This is a genomic window from Micromonospora sp. CPCC 205539 (assembly GCF_036906815.1).
Lineage (GTDB): Bacteria > Actinomycetota > Actinomycetes > Mycobacteriales > Micromonosporaceae > Micromonospora.
Map to the genome: position 1 here is coordinate 14,382 of NZ_JBAKHW010000027.1, position 18,863 is coordinate 33,244.

21 protein-coding genes are annotated in these 18,863 nt (G+C 72.3%); 7 read left to right on the forward strand and 14 right to left on the reverse strand.

The genetic code is table 11. The features are described 5' to 3' along the window. Positions 1-66: 66 nt before the first annotated feature. From V6V47_RS22410 to V6V47_RS22420, 3 genes are all read left to right on the forward strand, one after another. Positions 67-654, forward strand: coding sequence for an ECF transporter S component (locus tag V6V47_RS22410; RefSeq protein WP_334630266.1), 588 nt, complete (start codon positions 67-69; stop codon positions 652-654). Between the two features lie 187 nt (positions 655-841). Beyond that, entirely contained in the window at positions 842-2,299 is a 1,458-nt protein-coding gene (locus V6V47_RS22415) for an ABC transporter ATP-binding protein (protein ID WP_334630267.1), read from the forward strand. After that, positions 2,299-3,099, forward strand: coding sequence for an energy-coupling factor transporter transmembrane component T family protein (locus V6V47_RS22420; RefSeq protein ID WP_334630268.1), 801 nt, complete (start codon positions 2,299-2,301; stop codon positions 3,097-3,099). The genes V6V47_RS22415 and V6V47_RS22420 overlap by 1 nt, the downstream gene beginning before the upstream one ends. Before the next feature lie 404 nt (positions 3,100-3,503). On the opposite strand, the gene V6V47_RS22425 is transcribed toward V6V47_RS22420, so the two are convergent. Then, positions 3,504-3,944, reverse strand: a complete 441-nt coding sequence (locus V6V47_RS22425; protein ID WP_334630269.1) for a hypothetical protein — start codon at positions 3,942-3,944, stop codon at positions 3,504-3,506. Positions 3,945-4,239: 295 nt separating this feature from the next. Here V6V47_RS22425 and V6V47_RS22430 point away from each other — a divergent pair, with 295 nt between their 5' ends. Together V6V47_RS22430 and gndA are read left to right on the forward strand one after the other, a co-directional pair. After that, positions 4,240-4,536: an MTH1187 family thiamine-binding protein gene (locus V6V47_RS22430; RefSeq protein WP_334630270.1), complete on the forward strand. Its 297-nt coding sequence runs from the start codon at positions 4,240-4,242 to the stop codon at positions 4,534-4,536. A 103-nt stretch (positions 4,537-4,639) separates the two neighbouring features. After that, positions 4,640-6,082, forward strand: a complete 1,443-nt coding sequence (gene gndA / locus V6V47_RS22435; RefSeq protein ID WP_334630272.1) for an NADP-dependent phosphogluconate dehydrogenase — start codon at positions 4,640-4,642, stop codon at positions 6,080-6,082. Positions 6,083-6,299: 217 nt separating this feature from the next. Here gndA and V6V47_RS22440 read toward each other — a convergent pair whose 3' ends face one another. The 5 genes from V6V47_RS22440 to recO form a co-directional block, all read right to left on the reverse strand. Then, positions 6,300-7,061, reverse strand: a complete 762-nt coding sequence (locus tag V6V47_RS22440) for a pirin family protein (protein WP_334630273.1) — start codon at positions 7,059-7,061, stop codon at positions 6,300-6,302. Next, the gene (locus tag V6V47_RS22445) at positions 7,058-7,282 is read right to left on the reverse strand and encodes a thioredoxin reductase (RefSeq protein WP_334630274.1); all 225 of its coding nucleotides are present in this window, start codon (positions 7,280-7,282) and stop codon (positions 7,058-7,060) included. Before V6V47_RS22445 ends, V6V47_RS22440 begins: the two co-directional genes overlap by 4 nt. Before the next feature lie 280 nt (positions 7,283-7,562). Then, the gene (locus V6V47_RS22450) at positions 7,563-7,748 is read right to left on the reverse strand and encodes a hypothetical protein (RefSeq protein ID WP_334630275.1); all 186 of its coding nucleotides are present in this window, start codon (positions 7,746-7,748) and stop codon (positions 7,563-7,565) included. A gap of 67 nt (positions 7,749-7,815) precedes the next feature. Continuing rightward, entirely contained in the window at positions 7,816-8,628 is an 813-nt protein-coding gene (locus tag V6V47_RS22455; RefSeq protein ID WP_334630276.1) for an isoprenyl transferase, read from the reverse strand. Continuing rightward, on the reverse strand, positions 8,625-9,533 hold the full coding sequence (gene recO, locus V6V47_RS22460) for a DNA repair protein RecO (protein ID WP_334630277.1): 909 nt from the start codon (positions 9,531-9,533) through the stop codon (positions 8,625-8,627). The genes V6V47_RS22455 and recO overlap by 4 nt, the downstream gene beginning before the upstream one ends. A 102-nt stretch (positions 9,534-9,635) precedes the next feature. Between recO and V6V47_RS22465 the strand changes: the two genes are divergently transcribed. Then, positions 9,636-10,442 (forward strand): DUF4097 family beta strand repeat-containing protein, encoded by an 807-nt coding sequence (locus tag V6V47_RS22465; protein ID WP_334630278.1) that lies wholly within the window; start codon positions 9,636-9,638, stop codon positions 10,440-10,442. Here the strand turns inward: V6V47_RS22465 and V6V47_RS22470 are convergent. The 8 genes from V6V47_RS22470 to V6V47_RS22505 all read right to left on the reverse strand — a co-directional run bounded on the left by V6V47_RS22470 (position 10,429) and on the right by V6V47_RS22505 (position 17,801). After that, positions 10,429-11,556, reverse strand: a complete 1,128-nt coding sequence (locus V6V47_RS22470) for an acyltransferase family protein (protein ID WP_334630279.1) — start codon at positions 11,554-11,556, stop codon at positions 10,429-10,431. The genes V6V47_RS22465 and V6V47_RS22470 overlap by 14 nt on opposite strands. Before the next feature lie 139 nt (positions 11,557-11,695). Then, positions 11,696-12,604 carry a GTPase Era gene (era, locus tag V6V47_RS22475; RefSeq protein WP_334630280.1) on the reverse strand — a complete coding sequence of 303 codons (909 nt, stop codon included), beginning with the start codon at positions 12,602-12,604 and terminating at the stop codon, positions 11,696-11,698. Further along, positions 12,601-12,987, reverse strand: a complete 387-nt coding sequence (locus V6V47_RS22480) for a cytidine deaminase (RefSeq protein WP_334630281.1) — start codon at positions 12,985-12,987, stop codon at positions 12,601-12,603. Before V6V47_RS22480 ends, era begins: the two co-directional genes overlap by 4 nt. After that, complete coding sequence (locus V6V47_RS22485; RefSeq protein ID WP_442934285.1) at positions 12,980-14,392, reverse strand: hemolysin family protein; 1,413 nt, start codon at positions 14,390-14,392, stop codon at positions 12,980-12,982. Before V6V47_RS22485 ends, V6V47_RS22480 begins: the two co-directional genes overlap by 8 nt. Then, complete coding sequence (gene ybeY, locus V6V47_RS22490; protein WP_334630284.1) at positions 14,368-14,841, reverse strand: rRNA maturation RNase YbeY; 474 nt, start codon at positions 14,839-14,841, stop codon at positions 14,368-14,370. Before ybeY ends, V6V47_RS22485 begins: the two co-directional genes overlap by 25 nt. A 15-nt stretch (positions 14,842-14,856) precedes the next feature. Beyond that, on the reverse strand, positions 14,857-15,915 hold the full coding sequence (locus tag V6V47_RS22495) for a PhoH family protein (RefSeq protein ID WP_334630285.1): 1,059 nt from the start codon (positions 15,913-15,915) through the stop codon (positions 14,857-14,859). Positions 15,916-16,047: 132 nt separating this feature from the next. Next, on the reverse strand, positions 16,048-17,445 hold the full coding sequence (locus V6V47_RS22500) for a serine hydrolase domain-containing protein (RefSeq protein ID WP_334630286.1): 1,398 nt from the start codon (positions 17,443-17,445) through the stop codon (positions 16,048-16,050). Then, on the reverse strand, positions 17,442-17,801 hold the full coding sequence (locus tag V6V47_RS22505) for a histidine triad nucleotide-binding protein (RefSeq protein WP_334630287.1): 360 nt from the start codon (positions 17,799-17,801) through the stop codon (positions 17,442-17,444). The genes V6V47_RS22500 and V6V47_RS22505 overlap by 4 nt, the downstream gene beginning before the upstream one ends. 95 nt (positions 17,802-17,896) lie before the next feature. Between V6V47_RS22505 and V6V47_RS22510 the strand changes: the two genes are divergently transcribed. Beyond that, the gene (locus tag V6V47_RS22510; protein WP_334630288.1) at positions 17,897-18,658 is read left to right on the forward strand and encodes an SDR family NAD(P)-dependent oxidoreductase; all 762 of its coding nucleotides are present in this window, start codon (positions 17,897-17,899) and stop codon (positions 18,656-18,658) included. The last annotated feature ends 205 nt before the right edge of the window (positions 18,659-18,863 follow it).

Below are 18,863 nucleotides of genomic sequence, written 5' to 3' on the forward strand. Positions count from 1 at the left end.
CGTCCGGTGCCACCGGACGCGCGGCGTGCGTCTTCTCCTGGTTCGTTCACTGAACTGGGAGCAAACATGGACAACGCCACCAACCGTTGGCGCACCATCGACATCGTGGTCGCGTCGGTGATCGCGGTCGCCTTCGGCGTCATCTTCTGGGCCTGGGGCCTGGTCTGGAGCGCCACCGAGGGCGCCTTCGCCTTCTTCCCGCCAGCGCAGACCCTGCTCTACGGAATCTGGCTGATGCCGGCCGTGCTCGGCGGCCTGGTGATCCGCAAGCCCGGCGCCGCGCTCTACTGCGAGACGGTGGCCGCGGTCCTGTCCGCGCTGCTGGGCAGCCAGTGGGCCGGCACGGTGATCCCGCAGGGCATCGTGCAGGGCATCGGCGCCGAGCTGGCCTTCGCCGCCTTCCGGTACCGGTCGTTCCGGCTACCGACCGCGGTGCTGGCGGGCGCGCTGACCGGCCTGAGCGCCGCGCTGTTCGACTTCTTCGTCTGGAACGCGGACTACGAGCTGACCGACTACCGCATCCCGTACGCGCTGCTCACCATCGTCAGCGCCACGGTGCTGGCCGGCGTCGGCGGCTGGCTGCTGACCCGCGCCCTGGCCAACACCGGAGTCCTCGACCGCTTCCCGGTCGGCCGTGAGCGCGCCGCCATCTGACCGCCCCGCCGAGCCTCCGCGTTGATCATGAGGTTGACGGTGGGATGGATCTCCCAAACACCCGTCAACCTCATGATCAACCGGGCAGGGTGAGGCCGGGCGCCGGGCCGGGTGCGGCCGGGTGGGGGGTGCGGCCGGGCGCGGGGTGCGGCCGGGTGGGGTGCGGGCTTGGGTGGGGGGAGGTGTTGTGGGCGGGGTTCTGTTGCGGGGGTTCGGGTGGCGGCACGCTGGGCGGCTTGCCTGGGCTGTGCGCGGGGTCGACCTGCGGATCGAGGCTGGCGAGCGCGTTCTGCTGCTCGGGCCTTCGGGGGCCGGCAAGAGCACCCTGCTCAACGCACTGGCGGGGCTCCTGCCCGAGGATTCCGGCGAGCAGGAGGGCACCGTCGAGATCGACGGGCTCGACCCGCGCAAGGGGCGGGAACGGGTCGGCATCGTCTTCCAGGACCCGGAGACCCAGCTGGTGATGGCCCGCTGCGGCGACGACGTCGCGTTCGGCCTGGAGAACCGGGGAGTGCCGGCCGGCGACATCTGGCCGCGGGTGGACGAGGCGCTTCGCCGGGTCGGCTTCCCGTACTCCCGGGACCGCCCCACCGCCGCGCTCTCCGGCGGCGAGCAGCAGCGCCTCGCTCTGGCCGGTGCGCTGGCCCTGCGTCCCGGCCTGCTGCTGCTCGACGAGCCGACCGCCAACCTCGACCCGGCCGGGGCCGAGCTGGTCCGGCAGGCGGTGGCCGGCGCGTTGGACGCCGACACCACGCTGGTCCTGGTCGAGCACCGGGTCGCCGAGGCGCTTCCGCTGGTCGACCGGGTCGTCGTCCTGGAGCCCGGCGGCGGGGTCCGCGCGGACGGCTCACCCGAGGCGGTCTTCGCCCAGCACGGTGCCGCCCTCGCCGCCGAGGGCGTCTGGGTGCCGGGCCACCCCATCGAGCCCCGGCCGGCCACCGCAATGGCCGGCGACGTGTTGCTCACCGCCGACCGGCTCGGCCTGCCGCCCCGCCTGAGCTCCACCGATCTGGCGGTCCGCGCCGGAGAGGCGCTCGCCGTACGCGGGCCGAACGGTGCCGGAAAATCCACCCTGGCGCTGCTGCTCGGCGGGCTGCTCCGGCCCGGCACCGGTCGGGTGACCGCGTCCCCCGAACTGGCTGGACCGGACCACCGCACTCCCCCGCACCGATGGCGGGCACCCGCGCTGGCCCGCCGGATCGGGTCGGTCTTTCAGGACCCGGAGCACCAGTTCGTCACCAGCACCGTCTTCGACGAGCTGGCACTCGGCCCGCGCCGCACCGGCCAACCCGAGGCGGCCGTGAACGAGACCGTGTCCGAGCTGCTGGACCGGTTGCGACTGGCCCGGCTCGCCGCTGCCAACCCGTACACCCTCTCGGGTGGCGAGGCGCGGCGGCTGAGCGTGGCGACCGCCCTGGCCACCGCGCCCCGCCTGCTGATCTGCGACGAACCCACCTTCGGCCAGGACCGACGGACCTGGCGCGAGCTGGTCGACCTCTTCGCCGACCTGCGCGACGCCGGGCACGGCGTCGTCGCGGTCACTCACGACGCGGACTTCGTCGCCGCCCTGGCCGACCGCACCGTCACCCTGGAGCGACCCGTGACCGGCCCTGTCGCGGTCCAGCCCGGCCAGGACGACTCCTGATGATCAGCATCGAGCCGGTCGCCGATCCCGGTGCGCCGCTGGCCCGCCGCAACCCGGTGGCGAAGGTCGCCGCCGCACTGGTCTTCTCGTTCACGCTGCTGACCACCCTGGACCCGGTGGCCCCGGCGATCGCCATCGCGCTCGAACTGGCGGTGCTGCCGCTGTTCGGCATCCGCTACCGGGTGCTGGCCCGGCGGGCCTGGCCGCTGCTGGTCAGCGCGGCCGGCATCCTGGTCACCCTGGTGCTCTTCGCCGCCGACCGTTCCGGCCGGGTCCTGCTGCACGCCGGCCCGGTGCTGGTGACCACCGGGGTGCTGCTCACCGCGCTCGGCCTGGTGCTGCGGGTACTCGCGGTGGCACTGCCCGGCGTGATCGTCTTTGCCACCACCGATCCCACCGACCTGGCCGACGCGCTGATCCAGAACGCGAAGGCGCCAGCCCGATTCGCCATCGGGGCGCTGGCGGCCTTCCGGCTGGTGCCGCTGCTCGGCCAGGAATGGCAGATGATCAGCATGGCCCGGCGGGCCCGCGGCGTCGACGCCGGACGCAATCCGGTGGCGAAGCTGCGGCTGTTCACGTCCACCGCGTTCGCGCTGCTGGTCGGGGCGATCCGTCGGGGCACCCGGCTGGCCGTGGCGATGGACGCGCGCGGCTTCGACGCCGGCACCCCACGCACCGTGGCCCGTCAACAGCCCTTCACCCGCGCCGACGCCCTGCTCATCGCCGCCGCTACGGCCCTGGCCGCCGCCGCCCTGACAACCAGCATCCTCCTGGGCGCCTTCCGCCCACTGATCAGCTAACCCGTCCGCCGCCTCCCGTCGGGCCGCCGCACGATCCGCACGGCGGCAGCGCGCCGCGCCAGCATCCGCACGGCTGCCGCACGCGCCAGGATCCGCCGGGCGGCCCTCGCGCGGCTGATCTCCGCACGGCCGCCACGCGCCGCGCCTGCGCGCGGCCAAGATTCGCGCAACATCAGGGATGTGGTGGCCTCGCGGGGCGCGGGAGGCCACCACATCCCTGATGTTGCTGCCACCGGCCCGCCGCCGCACCCGCCCTCCCCGGCGGGCTTGCAGGTGCGGTCGCCGATCTGCACGAAATGCCGGTGATGCGCGGGCAGCAAGTCCTCGAACGACGTACGAGCGTGAGGGGGGCGGCCGCGAGCCGAGAGCGGGTCGGCGACGAGGTGGGGGCGCAACGGGGTGGCCTAGCTGCGGCGGAAGGCGTAGCGGCGGGGCTGACCGGCGCGCTGGCTTCGACCACCGGCAGAGCGGTTGCCGCCGCCCTGCGGTGGTCCGGCTGTCGGCGCCTTTGGCCGTCCGGATCCCGGCACGTCATCCACCGCCGACGCCTCCACCGCCGCCGGCACGACCGGCGGGGCCGGCTCGACGTGCCCGTCCGCGAGGACCGGCTCGACCTGCACGACCGGCAGGGCCGGCTCGGTCTGCCCCAGGGGCAGGGTCGGAGCCAGTGGAAGAGTCGGCCCCAGCGGCAGGGTCGGGGCCAGTAGCGCCGGCTCTAGCAGTGTGGCCGGGAGGTCGGGGCCGGCCGCCGCGAATGACAGCGGTCCGTCGCCGACCGCCGGGTCCGGACCGAGCTTCGTCGGTGCCGGGGTACGGGACTTCTTCGTTTTACGCCTGGCAGGCATTCGGGCCTCCTTCGGTGCCGACCGCCGCGGCTGGACCCGCGCTCCGGCGGTCGGTCGGCTCGGCTGACGACCGCCGCACGCGCGACGGTCGAACGGGGAAGGGACTGCTCACCGGAGTCGGACAGAGCCAGCACCGCCGTCAGTGGCGGGTGGGGATGCGGGACGCCCGGGAGCGCACGGACCGCGACGCGGGGCGGCGGGCCGGCTCGGGAGGTGGGGCGTCAGTTACGCATACCGGCACGCTATCCGGTGGGCGGGCACCGGCGCACCCGGTTTTACTGAAACGATCGGCGGCATGCTGATCGCTTTCTCGATTACCCCGCTCGGTGTCGGCGAGTCCGTTGGTGACCTGGTCGCCGAGGCGGTGCGGGTGGTCCGCGAGTCCGGCCTTCCCAACCGGACGGACGCCATGTTCACCACGGTCGAGGGTGAGTGGGACGAGGTGATGGCGGTGGTGAAGCGCGCGGTCGACGTGGTCGCCGCGCAGGCACCGCGGGTGAGTGTGGTGCTCAAGGGCGACATCCGACCGGGTGTCACCGACGCACTCACCGCGAAGGTGGCGCACGTGGAGGATCGGCTGGCCCAGGGCTGAGCGCCACCGGTCGGTGACCGGCTGTCGAGGACGTCACCCGCACCGTCGTGCACCGCGATACGGTCGCAGCACGGGAGTATGACGGCGAGAGGTGGCGGCACGGATGGCTGAGCAGGCGACGGCGCAGATCGGCGTGACCGGGCTGGCGGTGATGGGCCGCAACCTGGCCCGCAACCTCGCCCGCAACGGCTTCACCGTGGCGGTGCACAACCGAACCCCTGCGCGCACCCGCAGCCTGGTCGCCGAGCACGGCGACGAGGGCACCTTCGTCCCCGGCGAGTCGATGGCAGATTTCGTGGCATCCCTGGAGCGTCCCCGGGCGGTGATCGTGATGGTCAAGGCGGGGGCGCCCACCGACGCGGTGATCGACGAACTGGTGCCGCTGCTGGAGGAGGGCGACATCATCGTCGACTGCGGCAATGCCCACTTCGCCGACACGCGTCGTCGGGAGGAGGCGCTGCGCGCGCAGGGGCTGCATTTCAGCGGCACCGGCGTCTCCGGCGGCGAGGAGGGCGCGCTACTCGGGCCGAGCATCATGCCGGGCGGTTCCCCCGAGTCGTACGCCAAGCTCGGGCCGATGTTCGAAAAGATCGCCGCGCAGGTCGACGGGGTGCCGTGCTGCGTGCACATCGGGCCGGACGGCGCCGGGCACTTCGTCAAGATGGTGCACAACGGCATCGAGTACGCCGACATGCAGCTCATCGCCGAGGCGTACGACCTGCTCCGAGCGGGCCTGGGCGCGGAGCCGGCGGAGATCGCGGAGATCTTCCGCAACTGGAACGCCGGTGAGTTGGAGTCGTTCCTCATCGAGATCACCGCCGACGTGCTGGCGCACCGCGATGCCGCCACCGGCCGACCGTTCGTCGACGTGGTGGCCGACCGGGCCGAGCAGAAGGGCACCGGGCGGTGGACGGTGCAGAGCGCACTCGACCTGGGCATTCCGATCACCGGGATCGCCGAGGCGACCTTCGCCCGTTCGCTGTCCGGGCACGTCGACCAGCGAGAGGCGGCCCGCCGGGCGTTCCCGGACGCCGGCGAGAAGTGGCAGGTGGCCGACCGGGAGGCGTTCGTGGAGGACGTCCGCCGGGCGCTGCTCGCTTCCAAGATCGTCGCGTACGCGCAGGGCTTCGACCACATCCGCGCCGGCAGCCAGGAGTACGACTGGAACATCGACCTCGGTGGCACGGCGACCATCTGGCGGGGCGGCTGCATCATCCGGGCCCGCTTCCTGAACCGGATCCGCGAGGCGTACGACGAGCAACCCGAGCTGCCGACGTTGCTGGTGGCGCCGTACTTCGCCGAGGCGGTCGGTGCCGGCGTGCCGAGCTGGCGGCGGGTGGTGGCCGACGCGGCCCGGGCCGGGGTGCCGACACCGGCGTTCTCGTCGTCCCTGGCGTACTTCGACGCGCTGCGCGCCGAGCGCCTGCCCGCCGCGCTGATCCAGGGTCTGCGGGACAACTTCGGCGCGCACACCTACCAGCGCGTCGACCGCGAGGGCTCGTTCCACACGACGTGGGCGGGCGACCGCGCCGAGTCCCCCGCCTAACAAAACCAAAGGGCCGCCACCACCCCGCGCCACCACCCCTCGCCGACCCCACCCCACGCCACCACCCCTCGCCACCACCCCGCGCCACCACCCCTCGCCGTCGATCTAGGGCATATCGCTGTGAGTTGCTCTTCGTGCGCAGCGATACGCCCTAGATCGACGAGCACCACAACGCGGGAAGCGGGCGGAGGGCCGTGCGCTACCGCGGCGGCGACGGTCACGCGATGGTGGCGTGCATCTCCCAGACGAGGATCTCGGCCGGCTCGGCCGCGGTGACCCGGCGGCCACCGGTCATGGTGAGCCGGGCCGCGTCGCCGGTGCCGAGCGGGCCGCTGTCCTCCAGGGTGACCGTGCCGTTGGGCACGTACAGGTGCACGAAGGGCGCATCCGGGAGGGTGACCTCGTCGCCGGGGCCGAGCCGGGCGGCGTGCAGGGTGGCGTACTGGTTGCGGATCCGGATGGCGGAAGCGCCGTCGTAACGGTCCATTCCGGAGGCGATCGGCACCAGGCCGCCGCGCAGCATCTCGTCGTCGATCTCCAACTGCTCGTAGCCGGGGTCGACGCCCTGCTCGTCGGGGAGCACCCACATCTGCACGAAGTGCACCGGGTCGGAGTGCGGCTCCTGGTTGTTGAGCCGCCAGGCGTCGTTCTTCTCCGAGTGCAGGATGCCGGTGCCGGCGCTCATCCGCTGGGCCAGCCCCGGGTAGATCACCCCCGAGTGGCCGGTGGAGTCCTGATGCACCAGGGAACCGCGCAGCACCCAGGTGACGATCTCCATGTCCTGGTGCGGGTGGGTCTCGAAGCCGGCTCCCGGGCGGACCACGTCATCGTTGTTGACCAGCAGCAGGCCGTGGTGGGTGTTGGCTGGGTCGTAGTGCCGGGAGAACGAGAAGGAGTGCTTGGAATCCAACCAGGAGATCCGGGTGGCGAAGCGGTCCTCTGCCCGACGCAGGTCGACCGACGGGGCCGGGGCGGTCACCAGGCACGCTGCCCAGGATCGGTGGACGGCGCCCAGGTCAGAGCCGGTTCGCCGGTGGCCAACTCGGCGATCTCGCCGCTGCGAAGTTGCGGCGTGTGGCCGAATTCGGCGCAGTGCTGCTCGGCGATCTCGGCGCAGATGTCGGCCACCTGCTCGCACATCGGGTCACCCAGGTCAGCCGCGTTCAACGCCATGATCATCTTGTACCGGAGATCCCTCATTTCCCCACCACCCCCACACAGCGCGTGACCCCACCACTTCCGGACCCTACCCGCCGCCATGCCAAACAACCCCAAAACGACCACACGCCGGCAGCAACGTCGATCATGGACTTGTGGTGGCCGTTGTGACCCGCTCCACGGCTTCTGTCCACCACCACAACCCCATGATCGACCGGGCGGGGACGGGCCTGGGGTGGGGTGGCGGCCGGGTCGGGCGTGGGCGGGGTACGAAGCGGCGCCGCCCCCGGGGGTCGTGGGGGCGGCGCCGAGGTGGGACGCGTTACCAGAATCGGCGGCGCTTGGCTTTCTGCGGGCGGATCAGGTCGGCGCCCTTGGTCAGCAGGCGGGTCGCCCCTGAGGGGCCACGCCGGGCTTCCAGGGTGTGGCTGAGGCGGCGAGCGCCGGCTGCGGCCAACGGCACCGCGACCGCCATCACCGCCCACTGGGCAATGCGCTTCTGGATCATGTGGGTTCACCTCCGTCAGTGGCTCCTGACGTATTGATACCCAGCGTGACGCTCCGGTATGCCCCGCTCAGAGCACCGGGGCGACCGGGTTGGGCAGCGCGCCACCGAACCGCCGGTCCCGCTGGGCGTACAGCTCGCAGGCGTACCAGAGGTGGCGGCGGTCGAAGTCCGGCCAGAGCGTGTCCAGGAAGACCAGCTCGGCGTACGCGGTCTGCCAGAGCAGGAAGTTGGAGATCCGCTCCTCGCCGGAGGGGCGCAGGAAGAGGTCCACCTCCGGGATCTCGGGGTGGTAGAGGTACTTCGCCACGGTCTTCTCGTTGACCTTCGCCGGATCCAGCCGGCCGGCTGCCACGTCCCGGGCGATCGCGGCGGCGGCGTCGCCGATCTCGGCCTGCCCGCCGTAGTTCACGCAGAACTGCAGGGTCAACGTCGAGTTGCCCCGGGACATCTCCTCGGCGGTCTGCAACTCGGAAATGACGCTCTTCCACAACCGCCCGGGCCGGCCCGACCAGACCACCCGGACGCCGAGGTCGACCAGCTGGTCACGACGGCGGCGGATGACGTCCCGGTTGAACCCCATCAGGAACCGGACCTCGTCCGGCGAACGCCGCCAGTTCTCCGTCGAGAACGCGTACGCCGACAGGTAGGGGATGCCCATCTCGATGGCACCCTCGATGGTGTCGAAGAGGCTGTGCTCCCCCGCCTCGTGACCCTTGGTGCGGGCCAGCCCGCGGTCCTTGGCCCACCGGCCGTTGCCGTCCATCACGACGGCGACGTGCTTCGGCACCGCGTCCGTGGGCAGCGCCGGTGGCCGGGCGCCCGACGGGTGGGGTGTCGGCGGTGTCGGCTCACGCCGGCCGGCCTTCTTCGATCGGATCACTCGGTTCTCTCCCTGCTCGTGCCGTCCGCCCCGGCCTCGGCGTCGCCGCGTGGCCGGACCATCCCGGCCCCAGCATCGCCGCGTGGCCGGACCATCCCGGGCTCGGCGCCGCCCGGCGACGGGACCGTGCCGGCCGACGGGACACCCCGGTCGACCAGCGGCAGCGAGCGTAGCGCGCGCTCCAGGTGCCACTGCAGGTGAGCCGCGACCAGCCCACTGCACTCCCGGCGTACGCCGGTCTCGGTGGCGTCGGCGACCACCCAGTCGCCGGTGGCCAGCGCGGACATCAGATCGATGGTGGCCGGCGCGGGATGCGCCGCGCCGGGCGGCCGGCAATCCGGGCAGACCGTGCCGCCGGCCGGCACCGAGAACGCCCGGTGCCGCCCGGGGGTGCCGCAGACCGCGCAGGCGATCAGCGCCGGCGCCCAGCCCGCGAGGGTCATCCCCCGCAGCAGGTACGCGTCGAGCACCAGCGTGGTGGCGTGCTCGCCTCGGGACAGTGCCTTCAGCGCGCCCACGGTGAGCTGGAACAGCCGCAGGGACGGCTCCCGCTCGACCGGGGTCAGCCGCTCGGCGGTCTCGGCGATCGCGCTGGCCGCCGTGTACCGGGGGTAGTCACCGAGGAAGCGCTTGCCGTACAGCTCGATGCCCTCGACCTGGCTGACGGTGTGCAGCGAACTGCCCTGGTTGCCCTTCGGGTCACCCGCGAGTTGAAGGTCGACGTGGCCGAACGGCTCCAGCCGGGCACCGAACTTGCTGGTGGTGCGGCGGATTCCCCGGGCCACCGCGCGCAGTCGGCCGTGCCGGCGGGTGAGCAGGGTGATGATCCGGTCGGACTCGCCGAGCTTCTGCACGCGCAGCACCACCGCGTCGTCGCGGTAGAGCTGTCGGCGGTACCCGGCCATCAGGCCATTCTCCCTCGGGGTGCGAATTCAGGGTCGGGTCGGGGTGGACCCGAGGACGAACCCCGATGCGCCCGATGCGTGACCGGACGTAGCGTGCTGGCCATGGCACTGCACCGAACCCTCGGCCACACCCGTCGCCGCGCCGCCGCCCCCTTCGCTCTGGGTGCGGCCGCCGCCCTCATCCTGGTCACCGGGTGCGACAACCTGGCCTTCCGGCGGCTGGACTACGACGACACCGAGGCAGCGAAGATCACCACGATCCGGGTGCTGCCCGGCGCCGGCGACATCGTGGTGCGGGGCACCGGCGCGGCGTCCGAGGTGCGGATCAAGCGCGTGGTGCGCTACCAGGGCGGCGAGCCCGAGGCCCGGTACGAGATCAAGGGCAGCGAGCTGGTGCTGGACACCGACTGCGGCTCGCGGTGCACCATCTCGTACGAGGTGACAGCGCCGGAGGGCGTGACCGTGCAGGGCGAGAGCGGCTCCGGCGACGTCGAGCTGACCCGGGTCGGCGCGGTGGACCTGCGGCTGGGCTCGGGCGACATGCGGCTCGCCGGCGCCTCCGGCGCGGTGGGCGTGGAGACCGGCTCCGGTGACATCGAGGTGAGCGAGGCCGCCGCGGCGGTACGGCTGCGCGCCGGGTCCGGGGACATCGCCGCGCGTCGACTGGGCGGCACGGTCGACGCGGAGGCCGGCTCCGGCAACGTCATCGTCGAGTTGGACAAGCCCGCCTCGGCGCGAGCGCACGCGAACAGCGGAGACGTCACGCTCACGGTGCCGACGGGCAGCTACCGAGTGCGCTCCAACACCGGCTCCGGAGATGCCCGGGTCACCGTCGCCGACGACCCCGCCGCGGCCAACGTGCTCGACGGTTCGGCCGGCAGCGGCGACGTCACGATCAGCCAGCGCTGACCTCGACGGCCTGCCGCTGCGCCGGCACCACCACCGGTACAACGGGCTCGTTCGCGGGCCGGCTCACCGCCTCCCCGCCGAGCCGGCTCACCGGCTCGGCGGCGGCGCGGGGCGGCGGCGGGACGCCGGGTACCAGTTCCGGGCGGCGTCGGGCGGCGAGGTCCTCGACCCAACCGACGGCCAAGGCGACCAGCCCGACCAGTACGAAGACCAGCAGCACCCGGATGGCCAGCCCCAGCGGATCCTGGTGGGACCAGCCGACCAGATCAACCAGCGGGGTGAGCGCCACCACGAACGGCATGTGCCAGAGGTACACGGTGAGCGCACGCCGGTTGACCACGGTCACCGCCCGGTCGGCCACCCGGCTGCGCGCCAGCCAGGCCATCCCCGTCGGTGCCCGGCCCAGCACGATCAGGATGAACGCCGCGGACCAGAGGGCGTTGCCGAGATGGTTGTCGTTCAGGTCGTAACCGCGTGGACCGGGGTGCGTGACGATCCACGCCCCGCCGGCCGCCGCGAGCACCAGCGCCAACGGGTACAGCACCCGGCCCGCGAGCCGGCGCAGCATCCCGGCGTGGTGGGCGAAGCCGAGCAGCCACGCGCCGAAGTAGAGCCCGAACTCACGCAGCACCGGCGGTGCCGGGTAGATCCCCGTCTCGATGGCCACCAGCAGGAGGTACGGGGCGAGCAGGGTGAGCAGCGGGGCGCGCCGGAACAGCCAGAACACGATCGGTGAGGCGAGTACGAACCACAGGTAGTCGCGCAGGTACCAGATGACGCTCAGCGCGAGGCCGCCCCAGTAGTTGGCGGGCGGGTCGGCGATCGGGAACAGCCACAGCAGCAGCCGGGGCGTCACCGGCAGCCCGGTGAGCAGCATGGCCGGCACGAAGACCGCCGCCACCACCCACAGGGACGGCAGTACTCGGCGCAGCCGCCGGACGACCGCCGACGGCCCGGTGCGGGTCAGCGAGGCGGCCATCAACGAGCCGGCGAGCGCGAACATCACCGACATGGCCGGGAAGACCAGGGTGAGCGTCGCCCACCCGGTGACGTGGTAGACGACCACTCGGACGATAGCCAGGAAACGGAGCAGATCGAGGTATCTGTTGCGCATCAGCCTGCATCTGGATCGGGGAGGCGGGCATTCTTCCCCTACCCCGCCCCGTCACGCCGCCAAACGACCACGACCCCGACCGAAACGTGAACTTTCCACGAGGTCGGGGTCGAGGCTGCGGCCGCGCGGGCCGCGCGGGTCAGAAGCCGAGCTTGCGCAACTGCTTCGGGTCGCGCTGCCAGTCCTTCGCCACCCGCACATGCAGGTCCAGGTAGACCCGGGTGCCGAGCAACTCCTCGATCTGCTTGCGGGCGGTGGTGCCGACCTCCTTGAGCCGACTCGCCTTGTGGCCGAGCACGATCGCCTTCTGGCTGGGCCGTTCCACGTACAGGTCGGCGTAGATCTTCATGACCTGGCCCTCAGGGATCATCTCCTCCACCACCACGGCGATGGAGTGTGGCAGCTCGTCCCGGACCCCCTCCAGAGCCGCCTCCCGGATCAGCTCCGCGACCAGCACCTGCTCCGGGTCGTCGGTCAGCATGTCGTCCGGGTAGAGCTGCGGCGACGGTGGCAGGTACTTGGTCATCACGTCGACCAGCGTGTCCACCTGGTGCCCGGAGACCGCGCTCACCGGAACGATCTCGGCGAACTCGCCCATCTCGCTGACCGCGAGCAACTGCTCGGCCAGGCGGCGCTTGTCCACCAGGTCGGTCTTGGTGACCACCGCGAGCACGGTCGCCTTCAGCTCGGCCAGCTCGCCGGTGATGAAGCGGTCGCCGCGCCCGACCGGCTCGTCCGCCGGGATGCACAGGCCGATCACGTCGACCTCGGTCCAGGTGGATCGCACCAGGTCGTTGAGGCGCTCGCCGAGCAGCGTACGAGGTCGGTGCAGGCCCGGCGTGTCGACCAGGACGAGCTGCGACTCCGGACGGTGCAGCACGGCCCGGATGACGTGCCGGGTGGTCTGCGGCTTGTTCGACGTGATCGCGATCTTGGTGCCGACGATGGCGTTGGTCAGCGTGGACTTGCCGGCGTTGGGCCGGCCGACGAAGCAGCCGAACCCGGCCCGGTACGGCTGCGGCTCGGGATCCCGTACGCCCCGGGTCACTGGGTCACCGTGCCGAGCAGGGTGCCGTCCGGGGCGGCCACGTGGATCGGAGCCTCCGCGGCGAGGTCACGGACCGCGGCGTGCCCGGCGCCGTCCAGCGTCGACGCCTCGGTCACCACCACCGCCGCCTCCAACCGGCTCGCCCCGGCCGCGACGGCCGACGCGACCGCCAACTGCAACGCCGTGAGAATCAGCGAGGGCAGCGCGACGCTGGCCGCCGCGTACGTCCGGCCGTCCTGGTCCCGGACCGCGGCGCCCTCGACGGCGCCGACCCGCGCACGGGCTCCCCGCGCCAGGACGACCAGCTTGCCGTCCTCGGCGCTCAGCGGGGCCGACGCGGTGGGGCTGGGCCGGGCGGCGGGCACGGCGGGTGTCTCAGGCATCGGCGGGTTGCCTCTCCTCGTCTCGATTGTGATCTTGATCGTCGCGGTGGCCGGTGTGCCCCGCGCTGTCCTGCTCGTCGCCCGACTGCACCCGGCTGACCAGGACGGTGTCTATCCGGTTCCGCCGGCCGGTGGTGCCCTCGGCGATCAACCGAAGACCGGCCACCTCGGCCTCGGCTCCGGGAATCGGCACCCGCCCCAGCGACTGGGCGAGCAGGCCACCGACCGTCTCCACCTCGTCGGTGGGCAGGTCGGTGTCGAACAGCTCGCCCAGATTTTCCACCGGAAGGCGGGCGGTGACCCGCACCGAGGAATCCGGAAGGCGTTCGACCGGCGGGCGTTCGACATCGTACTCGTCGGTGATCTCCCCGACGATCTCCTCCAGGATGTCCTCGATGGTGACCAGGCCGCCGGTGCCGCCGTACTCGTCGACCACGATGACCAGGTGGTTGCGCGCCGCCTGCATCTCCGACAGCAGGTCGTCGACCGGCTTGGATTCGGGAACGAAGGTGGCTGGGCGCATCAACTCGGCCACCGGCAACTGCTCGGCGGCCGGGTCACCGCCCCGGGAACGTCGGATCAGGTCCTTGAGGTAGAGCACGCCCAGCACGTCGTCGACGCTCTCGCCGATCACCGGGATGCGGGAGAAACCAGATCGCAGGAAGAGGGCCAGCGCCTGCTCGAGCGTCTTACCCTCCTCGATCCACACCATCTCGGTACGCGGAACCATCACCTCACGGGCGATGGTGTCGCCGAGCGCGAAGACCGAGTGGATCATCTGTCGCTCACCGTGCTCGACCACGCCGCGCTGCTCGGCGAGGTCGACCAGCTCCCGCAGCTCCACCTGGGTGGCGAACGGCCCCTCCCGGAAGCCGCGCCCCGGCGTGACCGCGTTGCCGATCAGGATGAGCAGCGACGCGAGCGGGTTGAGCGCCCGGCCCAGCCAGCGGACCAGCGGCGCGACGGCCCGCCCCACGGCGTACGCGTGCTGCCGGCCGATGGTGCGCGGAGCCACCCCGACCACCACGAAACTGACCACCGTCATCGCACCGGCGGTGACCAGTGCGGCCCGCCAGCCGGCGCCGAAGCTGTCCACCGCGACCAGCGCCACCAGTGTGGTCGCGGTCAACTCGGCGAGCAGCCGCAGCAGCAGGAGCAGGTTGAGATGTCGGACCACGTCGCCGGCCACGACCTGGAGGGTCCGGGCGCCGCGTACGCCGTCCCGGGCCAGCTCGGCGGCCCGCGCCGGGGAGACCGCGGCGAGCGCAGCCTCGGTCATCGCGATCACACCGGCGAGCACCACCAGGGCCCCCGCGAAGAAGATCAGTTGCAGGTCGGGCAGGCCGGCCGTGGGGCCGGCCGCCAGTAGCGGGATGGGCATCACTGGTTGCGGGTCGACCGCCAGCTCGACAGCAGTCGGGCCTGGAGCCCGAACATCTCCCGCTCCTCCTCCGGCTCGGCATGGTCGTAGCCGAGCAGGTGCAGCACCCCGTGCACGGTGAGCAGGTGCAGCTCGTCGGCGGGGGCGTGCCCGGCGGTCGCCGCCTGCTTGGCGGCCACCTCGGGGCAGAGCACGATGTCACCGAGCAGGGCCGGCTCGCCGCCGGCCGGGGCGGTCTCGCCCGGGCCGTGGTCGACGCTGCCCTCGTCCATGGGGAAGGCGAGCACGTCGGTCGGCCCGTCGCCGCCCATCCAGCGGTGGTTCAGCTCGGTCATGTAGTCGATGTCGACCAGCAGCACAGACAGCTCGGCGAGGGGGTTGACCCCCATCTCGTCGAGTGCGTGCCGGGCGACGGCGAGCACGGCGTCGGTGTCAACCTCGACACCGGACTCGTTGGCGATCTCGATGGACAACTGCTTTCCTCTGCTTTAGCGGCGCCGGCCGGCCCGGCCGCCCTGGGCGGGTCGCCCGGGAACGGCATGGACGCCCTGCGCCTGCTGGTTCTCCCGCTCGGCGTCCCAGCGGGCGTACGCGTCGACGATCTGCCCGACCAGCTGGTGGCGAACCACGTCGGAGCTGGACAACTGGGAGAAGTGCACGTCGTCGACGTTTTCCAGGATCTCCCGGACGACGCGGAGACCGCTGGTCGTCCCGCCGGGAAGGTCCACCTGGGTGACGTCACCGGTCACGACGATCTTGGAATTGAAGCCGAGCCGGGTCAGGAACATCTTCATCTGCTCGGGCGTGGTGTTCTGCGCCTCGTCCAGGATGATGAACGCGTCATTCAACGTCCTGCCCCGCATGTATGCCAGCGGGGCGACCTCGATGGTGCCCGCGGCCATCAGCTTCGGGATCGACTCCGGGTCGAGCATGTCGTGCAGCGCGTCGTAGAGCGGGCGCAGGTACGGGTCGATCTTCTCGTTGAGCGTGCCGGGCAGGAAGCCCAGCCGCTCGCCCGCCTCCACCGCCGGCCGGGTCAGGATGATCCGGTTGACCTGCTTGGCCTGCAACGCCTGGACGGCCTTGGCCATCGCCAGGTAGGTCTTGCCGGTGCCAGCCGGCCCGATGCCGAAGACGATGGTGTTCGAGTCGATGGCATCGACGTAGCGCTTCTGCCCGAGGGTCTTGGGGCGGATGGTGCGCCCGCGCCGGGAGAGGATGTTGAGCGTCAGAACGTCGGCGGGTCGTTCGGCGCTGCCCTGCTCGAGCATGCCGACGGTACGCCGGACGGCGTCACTGGTCAGGGTCTCGCCTTTCTCGATGAGTTCGAGCAGCTCACTGAAGACCCGCTCGGCGAGGGCATTGTCGGCGGGCACGCCGGTGATGGTGATCTCGTTGCCACGGACGTGCACGTCACTGGTGACCGAGCGTTCGACGAGTCGCAGGATCTCGTCGCCCGCGCCGAGCAGATTGACCATGATCTTCGGGTCGGGCACGGTGATCCTGGTCTGCACCCGGGGCGGGCCGGGAGGTGGGGTGCCGGTCATAGGTTGGGCCGAAGGGCCCTGCGCCACCTGCTCTCGATCTCGGCGCCGGCCCAGCTGGCACGGCGTGCGGACGTTACACCCATCGTATCCGTTCAACCCGGCCCGCACCGCGCCCATTTCCGCTGGCCGCGATCATCCCCCGGCCCGGAAGTCGTACCGGTCGAAGGTCTCCTGGTGGCGGCTGAACCGGTACGTCGCCCAGTGCATCCGGACCACCGTGCCGACCTCGTCCCGGGTCAGTCTGAGCAGCTCACCGGCCTCCCGGCCGGAGACCGTACGGAACACGTCCGGGCGGTCCGGCAGCGGGGCGAAGACCGCCGGCGGGCCCCCCGGCGGGTCACCGGCCCCACGGGCCCGCAGGCTGCCGTCGTGCCAGGTGAAGACGTACTCGAAACCCTCACCCCACCAGCGCCCGAGCAGGCCGCGCAGGGCGGCCGGAGCGGGCGACCCGGGCCGCCACGGCTCGATCTCGGCGGGGTCGTGCTCGACGGCCGCGGTGAGCAGCCGGTGCGGCAGATCGAACAGCTCCGCGGCGGTGCCGGAGGAGCCGAGCACCGCGGCGCCCATCGCGCCCGCCGTGCCGTCCCCACCCCGTCGGCCGTACGCGGCGGCCAGGAATCCGGGCATCGCACCGATGTGCCCCACGTGCACCACGCGTTCGCCCTGCGGGATCAGAATCAGGCCGAGCCCGAAGCCGGCACCCCAGAGCGTCTCGTCGGTGGTGGTCAGCGGCCACCGCATCTCGTCGAGGGTGGCCGGGGCGAGCACCGCGCCGGGCGGGTCGAGCGCCGCCGGGTCGGCGAGGAACGCCGCCCAGCGGGCCATGTCGGTCGCCGTGCTCCAGAGCTGGGCGGCCGGGCCGACCGCGCCGAAGTCGGTCGGCGGCTCCGGGTGCGCTTCGTCGGAGTACGCGTCGACCAGGAACCCGGTGGCCGCTTCCGACCCGGGAGCCACACTGGTCTCGGTCAGCCCCAGTGGCGTCAGCACCCGCTCGGCGAGCACCTCTGCCCAACTGCCGCCGCGGAGCCGGCCCACCAGTTGCCCGAGCACGGCCACGCCCAGGTTGGAGTAGTGGAAGCGGCGGGCCGGCGGCAGCACCCGCTCGGCCCGGTCGAGCTCGGCCACCAGTTGGTCGGAGTCCGGTGCGCGGAGACTGTCCCAGACATCGCCGAACGGCTCGCGTTGCAGGCCGGCGGTGTGCGACAGCAGCCGGCGGACGGTCAGCTCACCGTGCGCCGGCAGGTCGAGGTGTCGGCCCACCGGATCGTCCAGATCGAGCAGACCGTCGTCTCGGCATTGAAGTATGAGCACGGCGGTGAAGGTCTTGGTGATCGAGCCGATCCGGAAACGGGTCTGCGGCGACAGCGCACGGTCGCCGCCGGTCTCGCCGACGGTGCAGCTCCACAGGGGCCGGTCGGCCCGGTGCAGCGCCGCCGACACCGCCGGCACGCGGGCGTCGGCCTGCACCCGGCGGACCAACCGGCCCAGCCGTTCGTCGATGCCGGGGCCGGCGTCGGTGCCACCGCTCATGCCAGGTCCCGCGTGAGCATCGGGCCGAGTGGCGCGCCACCGAGCAGGTGTGCGTGCACGTGGAACACCTCCTGCCCGCCGTACGCCCCGGTGTTGAACATCAGCCGGAAGCCGTCGCCGAGCAGCCCCTCGTCCTCGGCCACGGCGGCGGCCGTGGCCAGCACCTCGCCGGCCAGCGCGGGATCGCCCTGCGCGAGGGTGGCCACGTCGGCGTAGTGCTCCTTCGGAATGACCAGGACATGCACCGGCGCCTTCGGGCCGATGTCCCGAAACGCGAGGGTGGTGGCGGTCTCCCGGACCACGGTGGCCGGGATCTCCCCGGCGACGATGCGGCAGAACAGGCAGTCGGATCCCATCGGGGCAGTGTAAGGACTACCGGGCCGGGAGCGCTCCGACGCAGCATGCGCCACCGGCTGTTCGCAGGGCGACCGGCTCAGGCAGGATGGCCGCCATGACGGATCGGGCGGTACTGGTGACCGGGGCCTCGCGCGGCATCGGTCGGGCGACGGCGATGGCGTTCGCGGCCGGCGGCGATCGGGTGGCGATCCACCATCGCGACTCGGCCGAGGCGGCCGAGGAGGTCCGCGCACAACTGCCCGGCGACGGGCATGTGGTGGTCCGCGCCGACCTCACCGACCCGGACGCGGTCCGCGCCATGGTCGACCGTGCCGCCGAGCTGTTGGGCGGCCTGGACGTGCTCGTCAACAACGCCGGCACGTACGGCGATCGGGACGACCCGCACCCGATCTTCGGCGCCTCCTACGAGCAGTGGCAGAAGCGTTGGCGGCAGGTGCTGGAAACCAACCTCACCGGCGCCGGCAACGTCACCTGGTGCGCCGCCCAGCACATGCGGGAGCGGGGCGGCCGAATCGTCAACGTCTCGTCCCGGGGCGCCTTCCGCGGCGAGCCGGAGCAGCCGGCGTACGGCGCCAGCAAGGCGGGGCTGAACGCTCTGGGCCAGTCCCTCGCCGTGGCCCTCGCGCCGTACGGCATCGCGGTGGCCACCGTCGCGCCGGGCTTCGTGGCGACCGACATGACCACCGAGCACCTGCGCGGTGAGCGGGGTGCGGCGATCCGGGCGCAGAGCCCGTTCGACCGGGTCGCCCGGCCGGAGGAGATCGCCGCCGCGGTGCACTGGCTGGCCTCGCCGCAGGCGGAGTGGGCCTCGGGCACGATCATCGACCTCAACGGCGCCTCCTACCTACGCAGCTGACCCCCCCTCACCCCACCCCTCCCCCGACGCTCGCGCGTCGCTCGCGCAACGCTCGCGCGTCGATCTAGGGCATGTCGTCGCTAGCTGATCTCCAGCAACGACGATGTGCCCTAGATCGACGCGTGAGGGGGCCGGCGCGCAAGGGGGCCGACGCGCAAGGGGGCCGACGCGTGAGGGGGCCGACGCGTGAGGGGGCCGACGCGTG

Bases quoted from the DNA above. Each gene is read 5' to 3' on its own strand.
- V6V47_RS22505 (WP_334630287.1), bottom strand. From the start codon at position 17,801: ATGGGATCCGACTGCCTGTTCTGCCGCATCGTCGCCGGGGAGATCCCG.
- V6V47_RS22510 (WP_334630288.1), top strand. From the start codon at position 17,897: ATGACGGATCGGGCGGTACTGGTGACCGGGGCCTCGCGCGGCATCGGT.
- gndA (WP_334630272.1), top strand. From the start codon at position 4,640: ATGGCTGAGCAGGCGACGGCGCAGATCGGCGTGACCGGGCTGGCGGTG.
- V6V47_RS22480 (WP_334630281.1), bottom strand. From the start codon at position 12,987: ATGCCTGAGACACCCGCCGTGCCCGCCGCCCGGCCCAGCCCCACCGCG.
- V6V47_RS22450 (WP_334630275.1), bottom strand. From the start codon at position 7,748: ATGATCCAGAAGCGCATTGCCCAGTGGGCGGTGATGGCGGTCGCGGTG.
- V6V47_RS22470 (WP_334630279.1), bottom strand. From the start codon at position 11,556: ATGCGCAACAGATACCTCGATCTGCTCCGTTTCCTGGCTATCGTCCGA.
- V6V47_RS22410 (WP_334630266.1), top strand. From the start codon at position 67: ATGGACAACGCCACCAACCGTTGGCGCACCATCGACATCGTGGTCGCG.
- recO (WP_334630277.1), bottom strand. From the start codon at position 9,533: ATGGCCGGGTACCGCCGACAGCTCTACCGCGACGACGCGGTGGTGCTG.
- V6V47_RS22445 (WP_334630274.1), bottom strand. From the start codon at position 7,282: ATGAGGGATCTCCGGTACAAGATGATCATGGCGTTGAACGCGGCTGAC.
- V6V47_RS22430 (WP_334630270.1), top strand. From the start codon at position 4,240: ATGCTGATCGCTTTCTCGATTACCCCGCTCGGTGTCGGCGAGTCCGTT.
- V6V47_RS22465 (WP_334630278.1), top strand. From the start codon at position 9,636: ATGGCACTGCACCGAACCCTCGGCCACACCCGTCGCCGCGCCGCCGCC.
- V6V47_RS22500 (WP_334630286.1), bottom strand. From the start codon at position 17,445: ATGAGCGGTGGCACCGACGCCGGCCCCGGCATCGACGAACGGCTGGGC.
- V6V47_RS22420 (WP_334630268.1), top strand. From the start codon at position 2,299: ATGATCAGCATCGAGCCGGTCGCCGATCCCGGTGCGCCGCTGGCCCGC.
- V6V47_RS22495 (WP_334630285.1), bottom strand. From the start codon at position 15,915: ATGACCGGCACCCCACCTCCCGGCCCGCCCCGGGTGCAGACCAGGATC.
- V6V47_RS22425 (WP_334630269.1), bottom strand. From the start codon at position 3,944: ATGCCTGCCAGGCGTAAAACGAAGAAGTCCCGTACCCCGGCACCGACG.